Genomic DNA, 18,915 nt, shown 5'->3' with positions numbered 1-18,915 from the left:
GCGATGGCATTCGTAATCCAATCCCGCTTCCCGCGTACCGTGCGACGAGTGCGTCGCTTTTCGAACTCGCTCGATTCGCTGGGTAAACATGCGGTGTTCTATGCGCAGACAATCGGTTCCATCCCACGCGCACTGATCTACTATCGCACCGAGACCATTCGTTTGATCGCCGAAATCAGCATGGGCACAGGCGCTTTGGCGGTTATCGGCGGCACGGTGGTCATCGTCGGATTTCTCACGCTGTTCACCGGTGGCACCATCGCGGTGCAGGGTTACAGTTCGCTCGGCAATATCGGCGTCGAGGCGCTGACGGGCTTCTTCGCGGCATTCATCAATGTGCGCATCGCGGCGCCGGTGATCTCCGGAATCGGTTTGGCCGCAACCATCGGCGCGGGTTCGACCGCGCAGCTGGGCGCCATGCGGGTGGCCGAGGAGATCGACGCGCTCGAATCCATGGCGATCCGGCCGGTGCCGTATCTGGTGGGCACCCGGGTGCTCGCGGGCATGATCGCGATCGTGCCGCTGTACGCGCTCGCGGTGATCTGTTCGTTCATCGCCAGCCGATTCGCCACCGTGGTCATCTACGGGCAGTCGGCGGGCGTCTACGACCACTACTTCTCCACCTTCCTGATCCCCAGCGACATCCTCTGGTCCTTCGCCCAGGCGATCTTCATGGCCTTGGCGGTCATGATGATTCACACCTACTACGGCTACAACGCCGCGGGCGGACCGGTCGGCGTCGGGATCGCGGTCGGCAATGCGGTGCGGGCCTCCCTGGTCGCGGTGGTCACGGTGACACTGCTGATCTCGCTGGCCATCTACGGCACCTCCGGCAACTTCCATCTCTCCGGGTAGAGCGGTATGGCAACGAAGCAATCGGGAAGCGGCCCAAACACTTCAGCCTGGGCCGTGGCACTGCGCGGCGGGCTCGGGCTCAAGCTCGCCGGGCTCGGCATGGTGATCGCGCTGGTCGCGGTCGTGTCCATCGCGATGGTCATGTTCTTCGGCGGATTCACCAAGACGGTGACCGTCACGGTGGACGCGCCGCGCAGCGGCCTGGTGCTCGATCCCGACGCCAAGGTGAAGATCCGCGGTGTGGAGATCGGTCGGGTCTCGGAGATCGAGCAGACCGCCGACGGTGCGAAGCTGACGCTGGCGATGGATCCCGAACTGCTGAAGATGGTTCCGTCCAATGCGACCGTGGATATCAAGTCCACCACCGTATTCGGCGCCAAGTACATCAATTTCACTGCGCCGGACCAGGCTTCGTCGGCCCCGCTGAAGCCGGGATCGACCGTGACGGCCGAATCGGTGACCGTCGAATTCAATACGCTGTTCCAGCATCTGACCGATGTGCTGCAGAAGATCGAGCCCGAAAAGCTCAATGCCACACTGTCGGCGCTGGGCACCGCGCTACAGGGGCGCGGTGAGAAGCTCGGTGATCTGCTCGCCCGCAGCGATGCCTACCTGCGCGATATCAATCCGAGTCTGCCCGCGCTGCAACGGGATCTGGTCTCTTCGACCGGTGTCACCAATCTGTATGCCGACACCGTGCCGGATCTGCTGCGCACCACCGATAACGCGACGGTGACGGCCAAAACGCTCGTCGAGGAGCAGGAGAACGTCGATGCGATGCTGGCCAACCTCATCGGATTGGCCGATACCACCGGCTCGGTGCTGCACGAGAACGAACAGCCGCTGGTGACGGCGCTGGACCTGCTGCGTCCGACCACCCAGCTGCTCAACGACTACAAGCCCGCGCTGTACTGCCTGGTCGTCGGCCTGGCCAATGTGCTCCCGATCGGTGAGGACATCTTCGGCGGACGGTTCGACGCGGTGCCGCTGAACGCGAGTTTCATGCCGGGCGCCGACGCCTACCAGTACCCGCAGGATCTGCCGAAGGTGAATGCCACCGGTGGGCCGCACTGCGAGGGCGTGCTGGACCGGGTGCCGGACAGCCACGCGAACTTCGTGGTCACCGATACCTCCGAGGGGCACGTGTGGACGCCGTCGACGACGGCGCATCTGAACGGGCCCAAGGTGTTCCAGCTGCTGTTCGCCGGATTGCCGGGGGTGGGGCAGCTGTGAGCATCAAACCCCGTGCGACAACGGTCAAGCTGACGATCTTCACGCTGGTGATGGCCCTGGTATTGGCCGGACTGGTGGTGGTGTTCAGCCAGATGCGCTTCGCCAGAGAGACCGGCTATCACGCGGTCTTCACCAACTCCTCCGGCATGTTGGACGGTGCGAAGGTTCGAATCGCCGGTGTGCCGGTGGGTTCGGTGACCGGTGTGCATGTCGGCAAGGACAATCTCGCCCACGTCGATTTCGATGTGGACAGCAGGTACCGGATCTACACCAGCACCAAGGCGACCATCCGCTACGAAAACCTGGTCGGGGACCGGTATCTCGAACTGCTGGAGGGGCCTGGCTCCGCGAAGGTGATGTCCAAGGGCAGCACCATCGGCCTCGATCGGACCTCGCCCGCACTCGATCTGGATATGTTGCTCGGTGGCTTCAAACCGCTGCTGCGCGGCCTCGATCCGGCTCAGGTCAACGATCTGACCGAGGCGCTGCTCCAGGTTTTCCAGGGCCAGGGCGGCACGCTCGTCGCGCTGCTGAACAGTTCCGGATCGTTCGCCAAAACCCTCGCCGATCGAGATGCGTTGATCGGCAGCGTGATCGAGAATCTGAAGACCGTGCTCGCCACGATCGATGACCGCGATCAGCAGTTCGCCACCACACTCGAGGAACTGCAGCGGCTGGTCAGCGGTTTGGCCGCCGACAAGGATCCGATCGGCGCCGCCCTGCCACGGATCGCCGGCGCGACAGGGGATCTGACCGATCTGCTGCAGCAGGCCCGGCCGGATCTGAAGACCACCATCGAGCAGACCGGCACCGTCGCCGCCACCCTCGACGACGGGTCCGACACCGTCCAGTGGGTGCTGGACCGACTGCCCGAAACCTACAAGAAGCTGGTCCGGATCGGTTCCTACGGTTCGTTCCTGAATATGTACGTGTGCGGCACGAACTTCATCGTCGACGGGCCGGACGGCAAGCCGATGCACATCACCCTGCCCGGTATGCAGACGACGGGAAGGTGTGCGAAGAGCCGATGAAGGAAACTCGATCACGCGCGGTCTCGCTCGGCATCATCGGCATTGTCGTCGCGACCACGGTCTCGCTGTCCGCACTGCAGGTCGACCGGCTGCCGTTCATCCGCTCCGGCGCGACCTACACCGCGTACTTCGCCGATGCGGGCGGACTGGTTCCCGGTGACAATGTGCAGGTCGCCGGTGTGAAGTCGGGACGCGTCGAGCAGGTGAAGCTGGACGGTGCGAAGGTCTACGTCCGGTTCACGCTGGACGAGGGAATTGTGCTGGGCAATAAGACGAGTGCCGCCATCAAGACCAATACGGTGCTCGGCCGCAAATCGCTCGAAGTGACCCCGTCGGGCAGCGGCTCGACCCGGACGAACGACACGATTCCGCTGGACCGCACCACCTCGCCGTATTCGCTCACCGACGCGCTCGGCGATCTGACGAATACCGTCAAGGGCCTGGACATGGACCAGGTCAACCGGACGCTGGACGCGCTGTCCACGACCTTCGCCGACACTCCGGCCCCGCTGCGGTCGGCACTCGACGGCGTCACCCAGCTCTCGCGCAGCCTGAATGCCAGGGACAAGGCGTTGACCGAGTTGCTCGGCCGGGCGCAGAACGTCACGAAGGTGCTCGCCGATCGCAGCAATCAGATCAACGCGCTACTGGTCGACGGCAATGACCTGCTCGGCGAATTGGATCGGCGGCGCGGCGCGCTGAGTCAGTTGATCGTGTACATCAACGGGCTGGCCCAGCAGCTGACCGGCCTCGTCAACGACAACGAGGCGCAGCTGAAACCCACACTGGACCGGCTGAATTCGGTGCTCGCACTGCTGCAATCCAATAAAGACAACCTGTCGAAGGCGCTCGATGGACTCGGTCCGTTCTCGGCCGCGCTCGGTGAGCAGGTCGGCAGTGGTCCGTACTTCCAGGCGTATGTCTCGAACGCGACCACGCGCGGCCTGCAGATCCTGGTCGACGCGCTGGTCTGGCCGCAGCATGTGCCGGACTCCTTCCGCGCCTATCTGACCGACCCCGCGTTGCCGTCGATCGAGCCCGCGATTCAGGAGCCGCCGCGATGAATGCATTGCGCACTGTTCGTTCGGCACCGCAATGGGTGCGGGTGCTCGCACTGGTCGTCATCGCCGCGCTGGTGATCGCCGGCGGGTGGGCACTGATATCGCGGATCGGAAAGACCTCGATCACCGCGTATTTCCCGTCCACGAACGGCCTGTACGCCGGTGACGAGGTGCGCGTGCTCGGGGTCAAGGTCGGCCGGATCGACTCCATCGATCCCGGTAAGGACCAGGTCCGGGTCGCGATGACACTCGATCGCGGCATCGAGATCCCCGCGGACGCCAAGGCGGTCATCATTTCGCCGTCGCTGGTGTCGGCGCGATTCATCCAATTGGCCCCGGCCTACACCGGCGGGCCGAAAATGCACGACGGCAGCGTGATTCCGATCGAGCACACCGCGGTTCCGGTCGAATGGGATGACATCAAGGCCGAATTGTCCAAACTGGCAACGACATTGGGGCCGGTCGGCGACGATAAGCAGGGCTCGTTCGGGCGGTTCGTGAATACCGCCGCCGACAATCTCGGCAATGGCAATGCGGAGGCGTTGCGCGATACCCTGCGCGAGCTGTCGCACACGCTGAGTACGTTGTCGGACGGGCGCACCGATCTGTTCGGCACCATCCGCAATCTGCAGCAGTTCGTGGATGTGCTGTCCAAGAGCAACGATCAGATCGTGCAATTCGGCGGTCGGCTCGCCTCGGTCTCGTCGGTGCTCGCGAATGTTTCCGGTGATCTCGGTGCCGGACTGGACAATCTCGACATCGCCGTCGGTGATGTGCAGCGGTTCATCCAAGAGCGCGGCGGTGCGCTGACCGAGGGTGTGCAGCGGCTGGCCGAGGTCACCCAGATCCTCGCGGATAAGCGGCCCCAGCTCGAGCAGGTATTGCATGCCGGGCCGACGTCGCTGGCGAACTTCTATCAGATCTACGACCCGGCGCAGGGCAGTCTCACCGGTGCCGTCGTCGCGCCGAACTTCGCCAATCCGTTCGCCTTCCTCTGCGGCGCGGTCGAGGCGAACGACGCGAACGGTTCCGATCAGAGCGCCGCCCTGTGCCGCCAGTATCTGGCACCGGTCATCCAGCAGCTCATGATGAATTACCCACCGCTGCTCGCGAATCCGGCCTCCAACCAGACCGCGTTCCCGCACCAGCTCGTCTACAGTCCGCCGAGTCTGGCCGCGCGCGGGCCGAGTGATTCGGTGCCGCAATCGGATCCGGTCACGGTGCCGAACGGTATCGCCGGGCTGGCCATTCCGGGAGGAGGGCGATGATGCGCATGCGAATGGCCGGTGCGGCAATCGGATTGGCCGTCGTGCTCGGAGTCAGCGGCTGCGAGTGGGACGGGCTCAATTCGCTGCCCATGCCCGGTACGGCCGGAAGTGACAACGCCTACGAAGTCAAGATCCAGATGCCCAATGTCACCACGCTGACCCGCAATTCACCGGTCCGCGTGAACGACGTGACGGTCGGCACGGTATCGAAGATCGAGGTCGAGGGCTGGCACGCGCTGGTCACCGTCTCGTTGAACAACGATGTGAAGCTGCCCGCCAATGCAACCGCCCGAATCGGGCAGACCAGTCTGCTCGGCAGCAATCATCTCGAACTCGCCGCGCCGAAAGATGTTCCGGCACAGGGTGAGCTGAAGAACGGCGATCTGATCCCGCTGGATCGGGCCGGTGTCTATCCGACCACCGAGCAGACCCTGTCATCGCTGTCGGTGGTGCTCAACGGCGGCGGCATCAGTCAGCTCGAAACCATTACCCACGAACTCAATGCCGCATTCAACGGTCGCGAGGATGCGATCCGGGATCTGCTGCCACAGTTGACCGAGCTGACCACCACACTGGATTCCCAGACCAAAGACATCATCGATGCGATGGGCGGACTGGACCGGTTCGCAGGCACACTGGCCAAGCAGAAGGATCGGGTGGCCGCGGCGATCGAACAGATCCATCCGGCGCTCACCGTGCTCGCCGATCGGCGCGAGGACATCACGCATACCCTGACCGCCCTGGGTGATCTGAGCGATGTGGTGCAGCGGATCATCGCGCAGGGTGGGGACAATCTCAAGGCGAATCTGGCGAATCTGGCACCCGTGCTGGAGACGCTGGCCAGCACCGGGAACAGCCTGGTCGAGGTCCTGAAGATACTCTTCACCTTCCCGTTCCCGATGAAGAATCTCGATCACGCGGTCAAGGGCGATTACATGAACCTGATCATGACCGTCGATATCACGGGCAAGCGATTGGATTCGAACTTCCTCACCGGCACTCCGCTCGGCGGTCGGTTCGGTGGGGTCGAGGGTGCACTCGGCGGTCTGGCCGGGACGGCGGAGGGCAACAGCAATCCGGCGACGGCACCGCTGCAGTCACCTGGCGCGACTCCGGCTCCGACACCGAGTATCCCTGGGCTGCCGCTGATTCCGGGTCTGCCCGCGATTCCCGGCCTCACCGTTCCGCCCGCCGGGCAGGAAGGTGCGGGCCGATGAAACTCACGCGATTCGTCAAGATCCAATTGGCCATCTTCTCGGTGCTGACGGTGATCGGCTTGGTGGTGATGGGCGGTACCTATGTGGGACTGCCCGCCATGTTCGGTATCGGCCGCTACGAGGTGACCGTCAAACTGTTGGCCACCGGCGGGCTGTATCCGACGGCCAATGTCGCCTACCGCGGCACGAATGTCGGCAAGGTGGAAGAGGTTCGGCTCACTCCGACGGGTGTGGACGCGAAGCTGTCCATCAAGAGCGATTACAAGATTCCGTCCGATGTCGACGCGTGGGTGCGCAGCGTCTCGGCCATCGGTGAGCAGTACGTCGATCTGGTGCCGGTCGCGAATGCCAAGGGCGGCAACCTTTCCGACGGTTCGGTGATTCCGGTGGATCGCACCAAGCTGCCCGAGGATATCGGCACCGTGCTCGACCGCTCCGATCGTCTGCTGTCCAGCATTGCCGATACCAAACTGCGGCAGGTGATCGACGATGCGTTCAAGGCCTTCAACGGGGCCGGACCGGATCTGCAGAAGTTCATCGATTCCGCATCGCTGCTGGTGCAGGAGGCCCAGGCGAATGCCGAGCCGACCAAGGATCTGCTGGAAAAGATCGGGCCGCTGCTGGATACGCAGAATCGGTCCGATGCGGCGATCCGGTCGTGGACCCAGGACCTGGCGACGGTCACCGACCAACTGCGCGCCCATGATCCGGCGCTACGCAATGTCATCGAGAAGACGCCCGGCGCGGCACAGCAGGTGAGTTCGCTGTTCCAGGACCTGCGCCCGACCCTGCCGATCCTGCTGTCGAATCTGGTCAGCGTGGGTCAGGTCGGGGTGACCTATCACTCGGGTCTGGAACAGATCCTGGTGATTTTTCCACCGCTGACCGCCGCGTTCCTGACGGCCATCCGCGGTCCCATCGAATACGGTGCCGTGGTGGACTTCCACCTGGAACTCAACGATCCGCCCGGCTGCACCACCGGCTTCCTCACGCCGGAACAGCGCCGCTCACCCGCCCAGCTCGACACCCCGGACACGCCGCCCGGGCTGTACTGCAAGGTGGCGCAGAACGCCAAGGAAGCCGTGCGCGGTATCCGCAATACGCCGTGCATGGAGGTGCCGGGTAAGCGGGCGCCGTCGCCGGAGCTTTGCCGCGACCCGAACGGCTATGTGCCCGAAGGCAATAACCCGGCCTTCGGTCCGCCGCAGCCGGTGACGCCCTCGGGTGACCCGATCGGCGGTCAGGGCTCGACCCACCCGGCCGCACACAGTACGACATTGGATCCCAGCAGTGGGACTTTCATAGGACCGGACGGACGCACGTACCGTCAGGGGGATATCGGAAAGGACGGATCCGGCACGATACCGTCGAGTTGGCAGGCGATGCTTCAGGAGCAGCAGCAGTGAGAGAGCGTAGCGAACGAACCATGTCACAGCGTGCTTCGCTCATGCCGGAACCGAGCGTCAGCGAGGTGCAGGCATGAGTGAATCCAGTGTGGTCAAGGCCCGGTCCAGGCGACGGGCGGTGCGTTCGGCGGGTCCGCCGCCGGAGGACACTCTCCCGCTCGAGACCGAAGGTGTCGAGCTGACCAAGGCCGTCGATGTCACCGTCAGGGTGACGAAGTCGGAGTCGGACAGTCCGAGCGAGGATGCCGAACCCGTGACCACGCTGGAAATACCCAGCGTCGCGGATGTCGTCGACGACGCTCCGAAGTCCGGGCCGCCGCGCTGGGTGCTCATCGCTGGTGCCGCCGCGGCCGCGCTCGTGGCGATCGCGCTGGTGATCGGCACCGGATTCTTCGCCTACAACCTGCACACCGCATCCGACCGCGATGCGCGGCGCGCGGACTACGTGCAGACAGCCAAACAGGCGATCCTCAATCTCACCACCATCAAGGACGACACCGCCAAGGCCGATATCGATCGCGTCCTCGCGGTGGCCTCCGGCGAACTCAAGGCCGAATACTCGCAGCGCAAGGACGCCTACGCGAGCGTTGTCGAACAGGCCAAGGTGAAGGCCACCGGTGAGATCATCGAATCCGCCATCGAGAGCGAAGACGGTGATTCGGCACGCGTGCTGGTCGCCGCCAAGCAGACCCTGACAAATGCGGGCATGGCGGATCCGCAGACGCGGTACTACCGATTCCGGGTCACCGTCACTCGTGGCGATAACGGGATCACCGCCTCACAAGTGGAGTTCGTGGCATGACAGCATCGCGTAGCGATTCGATGAGGGGTGGCGGTTGGGTGACGGGTGGGCGTAGGCGTCTGATTCTGGCGGCGTCCGCGGTCGCCCTCGTCATCGTCGCGCTGGCGGCCATCTGCGGCGTCACCGGATACAAGTATTGGAACGACCGCAAGAGCGAACAGGCGCGCACCCAGGCCGTCCCCGCGGCCCAACGCACCGTCGAAGCGATGTTCACCTACAACTTCAAAACGGTGGACGCCGAATTGCCGAAGGCCGCCGACAATCTCGGCGGCAGCTTCCGCGACGATTACCTGAAACTGATCAAGGAAGCCATCGCCCCCGGCGCCAAGGAAAAGGAACTCAACGTCCAGGCCACCACCCAGGCCACCGGCGTAGTCTCCGCCGAACCCGCCCACGCAGTAGTCCTGCTCTACCTGAACCAGGTAAGCACCGGCAAGGACTCCCCCCAGGCCAACATCAGCACCAGCCGAGTCCGAGTAACCCTCGACAAGAACGACAGCCGCTGGCTCGTCTCCGCGGTAACCCCGATCTAGTGGATTTCGCGGGGTAGGCGGACGGTGAAGGTGGTGCCTTCGCCCTCGGCGCTTTCGACGCTCACGGTGCCGTTGTGTGCGTCGACCAAGGCTTGGACGATGGACAGGCCGAGGCCGGTGCCGCCGCTGGCGCGGGTGCGGGAAGTGTCGGTGCGGTAGAAGCGTTCGAAGATGCGCTCGGCCTCCTCGGGCGGCAAGCCCTGACCGGTGTCGGCGACCTCCAGCAGGACCTCGTCGTCGGTGGGGGTCAGCCGGACCTTGACGTCGGCGTCCGGCGGTGTGTGCGTGAGCGCGTTGTTCAGCAGGTTGGCCAGGATTTGACGCAGCCGCGCTTCATCGCCGGTCACTTCCAATGTTCCTGTGCCCGAACGGATTTCCAGCTCGACAGAGCGGCGCGGACCGTCGTCGCCATTGGCCGCGGTGACGGCGCGGGCATTGTGCACGGCGTCGCTGGCGATGGCGAGCAGGTCGACCGGCCCCAATTCCAGCGGACGCTGTGCGTCCAAGCGGGCCAGCATCAACAGGTCCTCGACCAAGAGCCCCATGCGCTGGGCCTCGTGTTCGATACGGTCCATGAACATGGCCGGTTCCGCGGTCGCGCCCTGTCGATACAGTTCGGCGAAGCCGCTGATGGTGGTGAGCGGGGTGCGCAGTTCATGGCTCGCGTCGGCAACGAAGCGGCGCATCTTCGCCTCGGAGCGCCGGGCCGCCGATTCGGAGGCTTCCGTCGCGGCGAAGGCCCGTTGGATCTGGGCCAGCATGCCGTTGAGCGATTGGGAAAGCCGGTCGACCTCGGTGTTGGTGCCGCGCACCGGAACTCGGCGATGCAGATCACCGGCGGCAATGGCGGCGGCGGTCTTCTCGACCGCGCGCAACGGCCGCAGACTGCGTCGGATCACGAAGTAGGCGAGCACCGCCAGCGCGGCGAGCACCGCGGCACCGACCATGAGCTGCAACATGATCAGTCGATTGACCGTGTCGATGCTCTCGGTGAGCGGTATTGCGACCGTTGTCGTCGTATCGGGTGACACCGCAGTCATGGTCCGCCATTTGACCGTCGAACCGTTCTTGGAGCCGACGGTCATCGCTCTGGTGAGGACCTTGCTGCCCGGCGGATCCGTGGTCGGCCGCACATCGGGCAGTCGCGGCAGTTCCGGCTCGGCCTCCTCGTTGAACGGTCTGGTCTCGAGATAAGTCGTGCCGTTGCCGCCCGGGGTCGGCTCGATGTGGACATAGAAGGTGCTGGACGGATGCGACGGATTCGAAGGAGTCGGCGGCCGCGGCCGCGACCACGCCATCACCGCATCGCGAAGTTGCTGATCGGTGCGGTGCAGCAGTGAATTCTCCAGCGCCGAGGTGACGACCATGCCGGATGCGAACAGTCCGAGCGCGCAAAGCAGTACGAGCGCCAGCACCAGCGTGACCCGCAGCGGAATCGCCGAAGAAGCGCGTGCCAGTTTGCGACGGGTCTGTCCGAGCCGAGACGTGATCATTTCTCCGACTGGCGTGTGCGATTCGGCGCGCGCATCACGTAGCCCACGCCACGCAGCGTGTGAATCAAGCGCTGATCGCCCGTGTCGACCTTCTTGCGCAGATACGAGACATAGGTTTCGACCACGCCGACCTCACCCCCGAAGTCGTAGCGCCACACATGATCCAGAATGCGCGGCTTACTCAACACCGTCCCGGCATTGACCATGAAATACCGCAGCAGGGTGAATTCGGTGGGCGACAACGCAACCGGCTCGCCCGCCTTCCACACCTCGTGCGTATCGTCGTCGAGTTCGATGTCCTCGAACCGGAGTCGCGAACTCTCGCGCTGCGGCGCGGCATGACCGAAGCGGCGCAGGACAACTCGCAGCCGGGCCACCACTTCCTCGAGGCTGAACGGTTTGGTGATGTAGTCGTCGGCGCCGAGGGTGAGTCCGGCGACCTTGTCCTGCACATCGTCGCGCGCAGTCAGGAACAGCACCGGTGCGTCGATGCCGTCGGCGCGCAGTCGGCGCAGCAGCCCGAAGCCGTCCATGCCGGGCATCATCACATCGACGATCAGTGCCTGCGGCCGGAAGGTGCGCGCCTTGTCCAGCGCCTGCGCCCCGTCGATCGCAGTATCGACGGCGAACCCCTGATAGCGCAGGCTCACCGACAGGAGCTCCACGATCATGGGTTCGTCGTCCACCACCAGCACTCGGGCCTCTGGCGTGGACTCCGCAGGCGCACCACTCATTGCTTCATAGTCCGGCAATCGACTGGGAACTGTCTGGACCTTGGCTGGGTGATTCCTGTGAGTGAGGTGTGGCGTCAGCGACGGGGCGCTCGAGACTCCGGGTACACATCGTCGTCGGTGAGCAGTGCACTCCCGGCGACCTGGTCCTGAGCCAGCGCCTCCAGGAATGACCGCGCCCAGCGGTCCACATCGTGGGCGAGCACCTGACGGCGCAGGGAGCGCATTCGGCGGCGACGGGTATCGCGGTCGTCCTCCAGTGCGGAGATGACGGCATCCTTCACACTGTTCAGGTCGTGCGGGTTGCACAGATACGCCTGACGCAATTCTGCTGCGGCACCGGTGAATTCGCTCAGTACCAATGCTCCGTTGAGACCGCTGTGACAGGCGACGTACTCCTTGGCGACCAGGTTCATCCCGTCACGCAGCGGCGTCACCAGCATGACGTCGGCTGCCACGAAGAAGGCGACGAGTTCGTCACGCGGGATCGGGCGGTGCAGATAGTGCACGACCGGATAACCGACCCTGGCGAATTCACCGTTGATCCGGCCGACCTGGCGTTCGATATCGCCGCGCATCTGGATATAGCTCTCCACCCGCTCACGGCTCGGGGTAGCGAGCTGCACCATGACGGTATCGGCCGGATCCAGCCTGTTCTCCAGCAGCAACTCCTCCAGCGCGGCCAAGCGGATATCGATGCCCTTGGTGTAGTCCAAGCGGTCGACGCCGAGCAGGATATTTTTCGGATTGCCGAGTTCGGCGCGGATTTTCGCGGCCCGTTCGCGGACCGAGCGGCGCCGCGAATGCTCATCGAGTTCGGCCGAGGCGATCGAAATCGGGAACGCGCCGACCCGAACCGTGCGGAAGCCCACCTGCACCACGCCGAGCTTGGACCGCACACCGACGGTGCCGCGCGAGGTGGGCTGGCCTGCCAACCTGCGGGCCAGGTAGAGGAAGTTCTGCGCGCCGCCCGGCAGGTGGAAGCCGATCAGGTCGGCGCCGAGCAGGCCCTCGATGATTTCGGTCCGCCACGGCATCTGCATGAACAGTTCGACCGGCGGGAACGGAATGTGCAGGAAGAATCCGATAGTGAGATCGGGGCGCAGCATCCGCAGCATCTTCGGCACCAACTGCAGTTGGTAGTCCTGCACCCACACGGTCGCGCCCTCGGCGGCGACCTTCGCGGTGGCCTCGGCGAAGCGCCGGTTCACCGTGACATAGGCGGCCCACCAGGCCCGGTCATAGACCGGGCGCACGATCACATCGTGGTACAGCGGCCACAGCGTGCCGTTGGAGAAGCCCTCGTAATACTCGGAGACTTCCTCCGCGGACAGCGGCACCGGATGCAGTTCCAGGCCGTCCTCGATGATCGGATCGATATCGACATCGGGAACGCCGGCCCAGCCGACCCACGCCCCCTTGTTATTGCGGAGCACCGGTTCCAGTGCGGTCACCAAACCGCCCGGGCTGCGCTTCCAACGGGTGGAACCGTCGGGCAGTTTCTCCAGGTCGACCGGCAGCCGGTTGGCGACGACGACGAAGCCGGAACCGGCCCCGCTCATCTCGGCGAGGGCGGAAGGGACCACCGTGGTGTCGGGTTCGGATGGGGGCTCTAGAAAGGCGTGTTCGGAGTCCTCGGACGGCTGTTGGGTCATCTGGTCCACTCACGCATCCTTTGCGCGTCGCTTTCGGCGTTTGAAGTTGTGAATAGTCGACGGCCCCGTTGACGTCGAGGTGGTTACTCGCCCCGAGAGTTAGGCCCGATGCCCAGCATGGACAGCAGCATCCGGCATTCGTCCGCATCCTCCGCGTAGGCCGCGACAACTCGCTGCGCCTGACGGGCGGTCTCGTCGGCGAGTGGTTCCAGATCGTCGTCCGCGATGTCGTTCGCGCTGCTCTTCGCGGCCATCTTCTTGTCCTCCCGGCTCAGTACGCTCGTACGTGCGAATAGTCAATGGTATCTGGCCACCACCGCGGTATGCCGCATCCGGATCCGGGTGACCTCCGACACGTTCGGCGTCATACCCTTCGCCTGCTCGCCGAAAACCGAAGCCCTATACCGTGGGAACGCAGCACCAACTCCACGAAAGGGTCGATATGCCGCTGGCCACGGTGAACGGAATTTCACTCAACTACCAGGTCAAGGGCGACCGAACCAAGGGCACGGAGGCGAAGGGCACGGGTCCGCTGGTCGTCATGATCATGGGCACCGGCAGCCCGGGCCGGGTCTGGGAGTTGCATCAGGTCCCGGCGCTGGTCAAGGCCGGATATCGGGTCTGCACATTCGACAATCGCGGCATCAAACCGTCCTATGAGGCGGCCGACGGTATGACCATCGATCAACTGGTCGGCGATACCGCCGGACTCATCGAACTGCTCGATGAGGGTCCCGCACTGGTGGTCGGTACCTCGATGGGTGCGCGGGTGGCGCAGGAACTCGCGCTGGCGCGTCCGGAACTGGTGCGCAAGGCCGTGTTCATGGCCGGACACGGCCGCCTCGACCAGTTCCAGAAGACGCTCTCGCTCGGCGAACACGAACTCGACGCCAGCGGGGTCAGCTTGCCCGCGAAGTACGAGGCCGCCGTGACCGCGGTGATGAATATGTCGCCCGCGACCATGGCCGATCCGAACGCTGCCCGCGACTGGCTCGATCTGTTCGAATTCACCGGCGGTGCGGTGACGCCCGGTATCCGCGCCCAGCGCCGGATGGACCACGATTTCGACCGGGTGCAGGCCTACCGCGGCATCAAGGTGCCGTGCCTGGCCATCGGATTCGCCGACGATCGGATGATTCCGCCGTATCTGTCCAGGGAGGTTGCCGAGGCCATTCCGGGTGCGCGTTACCTGGAAGTTCCTGATGCGGGGCACTACGGCTATCTCGAGCGTCCAGAAGCGGTGAACAAGATCCTGCTCGATTTCTTCGCGGCCTGAGGTAACTGCCTACGCGTAACGTCTGCCTTGCTAGGGTCGACACAACGCTCGGGGAGCTTCCGGCGCTCGACAGCGTTGGACGAGCCAAGGGCGATCCCGTACATGCGCCAGTATCCAGTGAGGTGAAATTGAGCACCAACCCCTTCGATGACGAAGACGGTCGCTTCTTCGTTCTGGTCAACGATGAGGAACAGCATTCGCTGTGGCCGGCCTTTGCGGAGGTTCCGGCCGGATGGCGAGTCGTTTTCGGCGAGGACAGCCGCGCCGCGTGCGTGGAGTACGTCGAGAAGAACTGGACCGATATGCGTCCGAAGAGCCTGCGTGACGCAATGGCCGCCGATGACGCGGCCCGTCAGGGCGCCCAGTCCTGACCCGCGGTATCCGATACTGCGCCGGGCCCACTGCTGAACCGTCACTGCGTGGCACCGTAAGCCGGTGTCACGCAGCTGGCGTGCCCGGTTATGATTGGCACCGTTTTGTTGAGTAAGACACCGTCCGCCTCCTTAGCTCAGTGGTAGAGCACTCGCCTTGTAAGCGAAAGGTCGTCAGTTCAATCCTGACAGGGGGCTCCAATCGGGCGCGTCGGTTACGGCGCGCCCGTTCACGTGAAACGGGCGCGCCGTCAACGGCGCGCCCGTTCCTCGTCTTCGGCCGCACTGGCGACTAATTCAGACCACGCCGTGCCGACTCTCGTGAGCGCTCTTGGACGTGTGATCACCATGTCCTGGTTGAGGTGAACCCCGAGAACACCCCTCCACCAATGCATTCTCGGGGGCGCCTGGCGAGGTTAGTCGGGGACGTTGGATCCGTAGCCCAGGGAGCGGAGGGCGGATTTGATTTTGGTTTGGGCTTCGTCGAGGGATTCGGGGGTGGGGTGGGGGTTGGCGCCGGAGATGTCGAAGTTGCCCATGGTGAAGGCTGGGAAGACGTGGACATGGAGGTGGGGGACTTCGAGGCCGGCGATGAGTAGGCCGGCGCGGGGGGCGTCCCAGGCGTGGCGGACCGCTTGGCCGACTTTCTGCGCGACGCTGTTGAGCCGCGCGAAGGTGTCGGCGTCGACGTCCTGCCACTGATCGATCTCCTTGCGGGGGACCACCAGCGTGTGCCCTTGCGTCACCGGGGCGATGGTGAGGAATGCGACGAATTCGTCGTCCTCCCAGACGAAACGGCCCGGCAGCTGGCCTTCGATGATCGCGCTGAAAACAGAAGCCATGCACCGCAGGCTACGCCGAGAGTTCCTGATCGATGGTTCGGGTGTTGACCTCGCCATCAAACTGTGTCTATCGTACACATATCAGTTTCCATCGGACACAGTTTAGGAACGACATGATCACCATCGCCCTTGCCGCGACAGCCGCCGCCCCCGCGGGCTTGCTCACCCACCGTCAGCTGCGTCGCCGCAGCAATGCTCATGCGCTCCGTATCGACACGCCGAACGGCATCTCGGAGGCGGGCTTCGTCACCATCGGGGGCATCGAGCAGTGGATCGAAATCCGCGGTGAGGATCGGGCCAACCCGGTGCTGCTGGAACTGCACGGCGGCCCCGGCGCCTCGAACACCTACTTCGCCAATCGAACTCGGGCGTGGGAAAAGCACTTCACGATCGTTCGGTGGGATATGCGCGGCGCGGGAAAGACTTTCGGTCGCGGCACACAGGGCGAGATGACCTTCGACCGCCTCTACACCGACGCACTCGAGGTTACCCGCCACGTGCGCGACCGGCTGCACGCCGACAAGGTGGTATTGCTGGCCGCCTCCTTCGGCTCGGTGCTCGGACTTCGCCTTGCCCGCAACCACCCCGAGCTGTACTCGGCATACGTGGGCACCGACCAGAACATCACCGGCGGCGAACCCGACCACAGTGCCTTCTTCGCGATTGTGCAACGGTTACGCAAAGCCGGAAAGCGCACCGCGGCAGCGAAATTGGAGGAGATGGGGCCGGATGCCACGCGGTGGACCGCCGAGCAGTGGGGCCTGCACGCAAAACTGGCGACCAGCTCGGATCCCATGCTCACCGGAATCCTGAAGAAACTGATCGTGCCGTCGATGTGGTTCTCACCGCGGCATCGGCTGCGCGATCTGAAGGCGGGAGCGGACGGCATGAAGTTCTCCGAACGGGTCGGCGTCGAATCCGTGCACTTCGACGCCTGGCGCGACGGCACGCGATTCGAGTTGCCGTTCTTCATCTTTCAGGGCGAACACGACAGCCTGATGCCCGCGGCCAGGGCGCGCCGCTACTTCGACGATGTCGAGGCGCCGCACAAAGAGTTCGCGCTGATCGCGGACGCCAACCACTTCGCGGCATTCTGGCAGCCCGAGCAATTCCTCGAACTGCTGCTGACCCGGGTCCGGCCGGTGGTCATCAGCGGGCTCAGGTCATGCACTCAGGCGACGTAGTGCGAAAGGATGCTCTGCACTTCGTAGATGTCGACCTGGCGGTTGAACCGCTTCTGCACCGGTTCGTGGGTGCCGGAGATCCAGATGCAGAGTTCGGCATCCAGGTCGAAGGTGCCCGCGGTTTCCACCGAGAAGTGGGTGATGGCGCGGTAGGGGATGCTGTGATAGCTCACCTTGCGGCCGGTGACCCCCTGCTTGTCGACCAAAATAAGACGCTTGTTGGTGAACAGAATCGCGTCGCGGACAAGAAGATACGCGGCGTATACCTGCTCACCGCCGCCCATCAGTCTCGCGTATTCCTCTTGCGCCTTACCGGGATCGATCCGCCCGGCATTGCCCATCAGTCCGTCGATCAGACCCATAGTCAGCACGTCCTTTGCGCGGTGGAGGTCGGCTGTCGCGCCCCCTCTCATCAATCATCCACACCGGTCGGCGCCGCGGGGGAGTTGTGAACGGAATTCGGCGCGGGTCGATGTACAGGTGATGAACCACTAGTGGCGGGTCAACGGACTGCTGGTCAGCCACCATTGGCAACAACCTAAGCTGTTGCCCGTGCGCGTACTCGTCATCGGTTCCGGAGCCCGTGAACATGCCCTCGTCCTGGCCCTGCGCCGGGACCCCGCGGTGACCGCACTGTTCGCGGCGCCGGGCAATGCCGGGATCGCCCAGTACGCGCAGGTCAGAGCGGTCGATCAGTCCTCCGCGGAGGCAGTTGTCGCCCTGGCTACCGACCTGGACGCGGACCTGGTGGTGATCGGCCCCGAGGTGCCGCTGGTGCTCGGCGTCGCCGATGCGATCCGGGCCGCGGGCATCGCGTGCTTCGGTCCGTCCGCTGCGGCCGCGCGCATCGAGGGTTCGAAGGCGTTCGCGAAGGACGTCATGACAGCCGCCGGGGTCCGCACCGCGCACAGCGAGATTGTGGACAACCCCGCTGAACTCGATGCCGCGCTGGATCGGTTCGGCCCGACCTGGGTGGTCAAGGACGACGGTCTGGCCGCGGGCAAGGGCGTGGTGGTGACCGCCGACCGGCTCGCGGCCCGCGATCATGGTGCCGAACTGCTCGAGCAGGGCCATCCGGTGCTGCTGGAATCTTTCCTGGACGGACCCGAGGTTTCGCTGTTCTGCCTGGTCGACGGCGAGACCGTGGTGCCGCTGCTGCCCGCGCAGGATCACAAGCGCGTCGGCGACGGCGACACCGGGCCGAATACCGGCGGTATGGGTGCCTACACGCCGCTGCCGTGGTTGCCGGAGGAGACGGTCACCGCGATCGTCGAGGATGTCGTGAAGCCCGTTGCTGCGGAGTTGGTGCGGCGTGGCTGCGGCTTCTCCGGACTGCTCTACGCGGGTCTGGCGATCGGTGCGGACGGACCCGCCGTCGTCGAATTCAATTGTCGCTTCGGCGATCCGGAGACCCAGGCGGTGCTCGCGCTGTTGGAGAGCCCGCTCGGCGAATTGCTGAACGCCACGGCGACCGGCACGCTCGCTGAGGTCGCCGCACCGCGTTGGCGCGACGGTTCGGCCGTCACGGTCGTGATCGCCGCCGAGAACTATCCGGGTCGTCCCCGCGTCGGTGATGTGATCACCGGAGCGGGCGAGGGCAATACCGACGACTCGTCCGCCGTGCTGCACGCGGGAACCGCGTCGCGCGAGGACGGGGCCCTGGTCTCCGCGGGCGGTCGTGTGCTGAGCGTCGTCGGCATCGGCGCGGATCTGGCCGAGGCTCGCGCGCACGCCTATGACCGAATTGCCTCGATCAAGTTGCCGGGCAGCCACTTTCGCACCGACATCGGTCTCGCGGCGGTCGAGGATCGCATCAGTGTCTAATTGCCGCGCCTGCGGCGCGGCGTGTTCGCGGCCCCCAGGTGTCTCGCGTCCGAGTCGTCGAGACTCGCGACTTCGTCGCATGCGCTTCGACGACTCGGACGCGAGACGGGCCGCGAACCGTCGCGCGGAAGAC

Annotated in this window: 19 protein-coding genes and 1 tRNA gene; 14 read left to right on the top strand and 6 right to left on the bottom strand. The window is 64.7% G+C overall.

Going from position 1 to position 18,915, the window contains the following annotated elements:
• The first annotated feature begins 3 nt into the window (after positions 1-3).
• From ACFYOW_RS10025 to ACFYOW_RS09985, 9 genes are all read left to right on the top strand, one after another.
• The gene (locus ACFYOW_RS10025) at positions 4-855 is read left to right on the top strand and encodes an ABC transporter permease (RefSeq protein WP_040686323.1); all 852 of its coding nucleotides are present in this window, start codon (positions 4-6) and stop codon (positions 853-855) included.
• A gap of 99 nt (positions 856-954) precedes the next feature.
• A complete protein-coding gene (locus ACFYOW_RS10020) occupies positions 955-2,088 on the top strand; it encodes an MCE family protein (protein ID WP_387287430.1) in 1,134 nt (377 codons plus the stop codon).
• A gap of 2 nt (positions 2,089-2,090) precedes the next feature.
• The gene (locus ACFYOW_RS10015; RefSeq protein ID WP_387287428.1) at positions 2,091-3,119 is read left to right on the top strand and encodes an MCE family protein; all 1,029 of its coding nucleotides are present in this window, start codon (positions 2,091-2,093) and stop codon (positions 3,117-3,119) included.
• On the top strand, positions 3,116-4,183 hold the full coding sequence (locus ACFYOW_RS10010; RefSeq protein WP_063046661.1) for an MCE family protein: 1,068 nt from the start codon (positions 3,116-3,118) through the stop codon (positions 4,181-4,183). Before ACFYOW_RS10015 ends, ACFYOW_RS10010 begins: the two co-directional genes overlap by 4 nt.
• Positions 4,180-5,448, top strand: coding sequence for an MCE family protein (locus ACFYOW_RS10005; protein ID WP_387286413.1), 1,269 nt, complete (start codon positions 4,180-4,182; stop codon positions 5,446-5,448). The genes ACFYOW_RS10010 and ACFYOW_RS10005 overlap by 4 nt, the downstream gene beginning before the upstream one ends.
• Complete coding sequence (locus ACFYOW_RS10000; protein ID WP_387286411.1) at positions 5,445-6,665, top strand: MCE family protein; 1,221 nt, start codon at positions 5,445-5,447, stop codon at positions 6,663-6,665. The genes ACFYOW_RS10005 and ACFYOW_RS10000 overlap by 4 nt, the downstream gene beginning before the upstream one ends.
• Positions 6,662-8,071, top strand: coding sequence for an MCE family protein (locus ACFYOW_RS09995; protein WP_387286409.1), 1,410 nt, complete (start codon positions 6,662-6,664; stop codon positions 8,069-8,071). The genes ACFYOW_RS10000 and ACFYOW_RS09995 overlap by 4 nt, the downstream gene beginning before the upstream one ends.
• Before the next feature lie 73 nt (positions 8,072-8,144).
• The gene (locus ACFYOW_RS09990; protein WP_387286408.1) at positions 8,145-8,873 is read left to right on the top strand and encodes a hypothetical protein; all 729 of its coding nucleotides are present in this window, start codon (positions 8,145-8,147) and stop codon (positions 8,871-8,873) included.
• On the top strand, positions 8,870-9,406 hold the full coding sequence (locus ACFYOW_RS09985) for a h domain protein (protein WP_387286406.1): 537 nt from the start codon (positions 8,870-8,872) through the stop codon (positions 9,404-9,406). Before ACFYOW_RS09990 ends, ACFYOW_RS09985 begins: the two co-directional genes overlap by 4 nt.
• Here ACFYOW_RS09985 and ACFYOW_RS09980 read toward each other — a convergent pair.
• The 4 genes from ACFYOW_RS09980 to ACFYOW_RS09965 form a co-directional block, all read right to left on the bottom strand.
• Positions 9,403-10,899, bottom strand: coding sequence for a sensor histidine kinase (locus ACFYOW_RS09980; RefSeq protein WP_387286404.1), 1,497 nt, complete (start codon positions 10,897-10,899; stop codon positions 9,403-9,405). The two genes, ACFYOW_RS09985 and ACFYOW_RS09980, sit on opposite strands and share 4 nt — an antisense overlap.
• The gene (locus ACFYOW_RS09975) at positions 10,896-11,633 is read right to left on the bottom strand and encodes a response regulator transcription factor (RefSeq protein ID WP_387286402.1); all 738 of its coding nucleotides are present in this window, start codon (positions 11,631-11,633) and stop codon (positions 10,896-10,898) included. Before ACFYOW_RS09975 ends, ACFYOW_RS09980 begins: the two co-directional genes overlap by 4 nt.
• Before the next feature lie 74 nt (positions 11,634-11,707).
• The gene (locus ACFYOW_RS09970) at positions 11,708-13,285 is read right to left on the bottom strand and encodes a trehalose-6-phosphate synthase (protein WP_387287426.1); all 1,578 of its coding nucleotides are present in this window, start codon (positions 13,283-13,285) and stop codon (positions 11,708-11,710) included.
• An 83-nt stretch (positions 13,286-13,368) separates the two neighbouring features.
• On the bottom strand, positions 13,369-13,539 hold the full coding sequence (locus tag ACFYOW_RS09965) for a hypothetical protein (protein ID WP_169338030.1): 171 nt from the start codon (positions 13,537-13,539) through the stop codon (positions 13,369-13,371).
• A gap of 188 nt (positions 13,540-13,727) precedes the next feature.
• On the opposite strand from ACFYOW_RS09965, the gene ACFYOW_RS09960 reads away from it, so the two are divergent.
• The 3 genes from ACFYOW_RS09960 (at position 13,728) to ACFYOW_RS09950 (ending at position 15,133) form a co-directional block, all read left to right on the top strand.
• Positions 13,728-14,561 carry an alpha/beta fold hydrolase gene (locus ACFYOW_RS09960; protein ID WP_387287424.1) on the top strand — a complete coding sequence of 278 codons (834 nt, stop codon included), beginning with the start codon at positions 13,728-13,730 and terminating at the stop codon, positions 14,559-14,561.
• 128 nt (positions 14,562-14,689) lie between these two features.
• Entirely contained in the window at positions 14,690-14,932 is a 243-nt protein-coding gene (locus ACFYOW_RS09955; RefSeq protein ID WP_011207082.1) for an MbtH family protein, read from the top strand.
• Positions 14,933-15,058: 126 nt separating this feature from the next.
• Positions 15,059-15,133 (top strand) — tRNA-Thr (locus ACFYOW_RS09950).
• Between the two features lie 215 nt (positions 15,134-15,348).
• Here ACFYOW_RS09950 and ACFYOW_RS09945 read toward each other — a convergent pair.
• On the bottom strand, positions 15,349-15,774 hold the full coding sequence (locus ACFYOW_RS09945) for an HIT family protein (protein WP_387286400.1): 426 nt from the start codon (positions 15,772-15,774) through the stop codon (positions 15,349-15,351).
• Between the two features lie 113 nt (positions 15,775-15,887).
• On the opposite strand from ACFYOW_RS09945, the gene ACFYOW_RS09940 reads away from it, so the two are divergent.
• Positions 15,888-16,958 (top strand): alpha/beta fold hydrolase, encoded by a 1,071-nt coding sequence (locus tag ACFYOW_RS09940; RefSeq protein ID WP_387286398.1) that lies wholly within the window; start codon positions 15,888-15,890, stop codon positions 16,956-16,958.
• Here the strand turns inward: ACFYOW_RS09940 and ACFYOW_RS09935 are convergent.
• A complete protein-coding gene (locus tag ACFYOW_RS09935) occupies positions 16,946-17,320 on the bottom strand; it encodes a PH domain-containing protein (protein ID WP_063046650.1) in 375 nt (124 codons plus the stop codon). The two genes, ACFYOW_RS09940 and ACFYOW_RS09935, sit on opposite strands and share 13 nt — an antisense overlap.
• 190 nt (positions 17,321-17,510) lie before the next feature.
• Here ACFYOW_RS09935 and purD point away from each other — a divergent pair, with 190 nt between their 5' ends.
• Positions 17,511-18,782: a phosphoribosylamine--glycine ligase gene (purD, locus tag ACFYOW_RS09930; protein WP_387286396.1), complete on the top strand. Its 1,272-nt coding sequence runs from the start codon at positions 17,511-17,513 to the stop codon at positions 18,780-18,782.
• The last annotated feature ends 133 nt before the right edge of the window (positions 18,783-18,915 follow it).

The sequence above is a fragment of the Nocardia sp. NPDC006982 genome (assembly GCF_042869435.1).
In the GTDB taxonomy this organism is placed as follows: Bacteria; Actinomycetota; Actinomycetes; order Mycobacteriales; family Mycobacteriaceae; genus Nocardia.
This window is presented reverse-complemented; position numbering and strand designations above follow the sequence as displayed.